This is a genomic window from Vibrio sp. 10N.261.51.F11 (assembly GCF_041471665.1).
In the GTDB taxonomy this organism is placed as follows: Bacteria; Pseudomonadota; Gammaproteobacteria; order Enterobacterales; family Vibrionaceae; genus Vibrio; species Vibrio crassostreae_C.
Genome location: NZ_JBFROW010000012.1, coordinates 905 through 1335, shown reverse-complemented (window position 1 = coordinate 1335; position 431 = coordinate 905). Strand labels below are relative to the sequence as shown.

Genomic DNA, 431 nt, shown 5'->3' with positions numbered 1-431 from the left:
AACCCTATCCAAATGACTTGATGAGTCTTAGCGTCAGCAATGACCGTGGCATACCGATGTCCTTTAAAGATAGCGAACTCGTCCATGACGAGTTGCCTTAGCTCTTCCCATTTCACTGACGGTACAACTTGTCGAAGTCGGCGTTTATCTATCTCTTTAATGGTGTGCCAGTGTACGCTCGTTAACTGGGAGATATGCTTAATGGGAAGAAGAGGCAGTAGTTGTTCTATATAACTTTTTAGGCGCTTCGTGATGCGAGCATAAGGCTCTAGCCAAGATAGAGACTCTGTTTTTATGCCGCAGTCACGACACTTAATTCTTCGTGTTTGAACGGAAAGTTCAACAGGAACACCGAGCAACATGGCTTCTTTCACATGACGCCATTGATACTCATGGATAGCTTCGGCTTCAAGACCACAAAGGCACTTAGC

1 protein-coding gene is annotated in these 431 nt (G+C 45.2%); it reads right to left on the bottom strand.

Features of this window, described 5'->3' with window-relative positions; genetic code table 11:
• On the bottom strand, positions 1-431 hold a 431-nt coding region (locus tag AB4351_RS04800; protein WP_372081840.1), incomplete at both ends, for a helix-turn-helix domain-containing protein.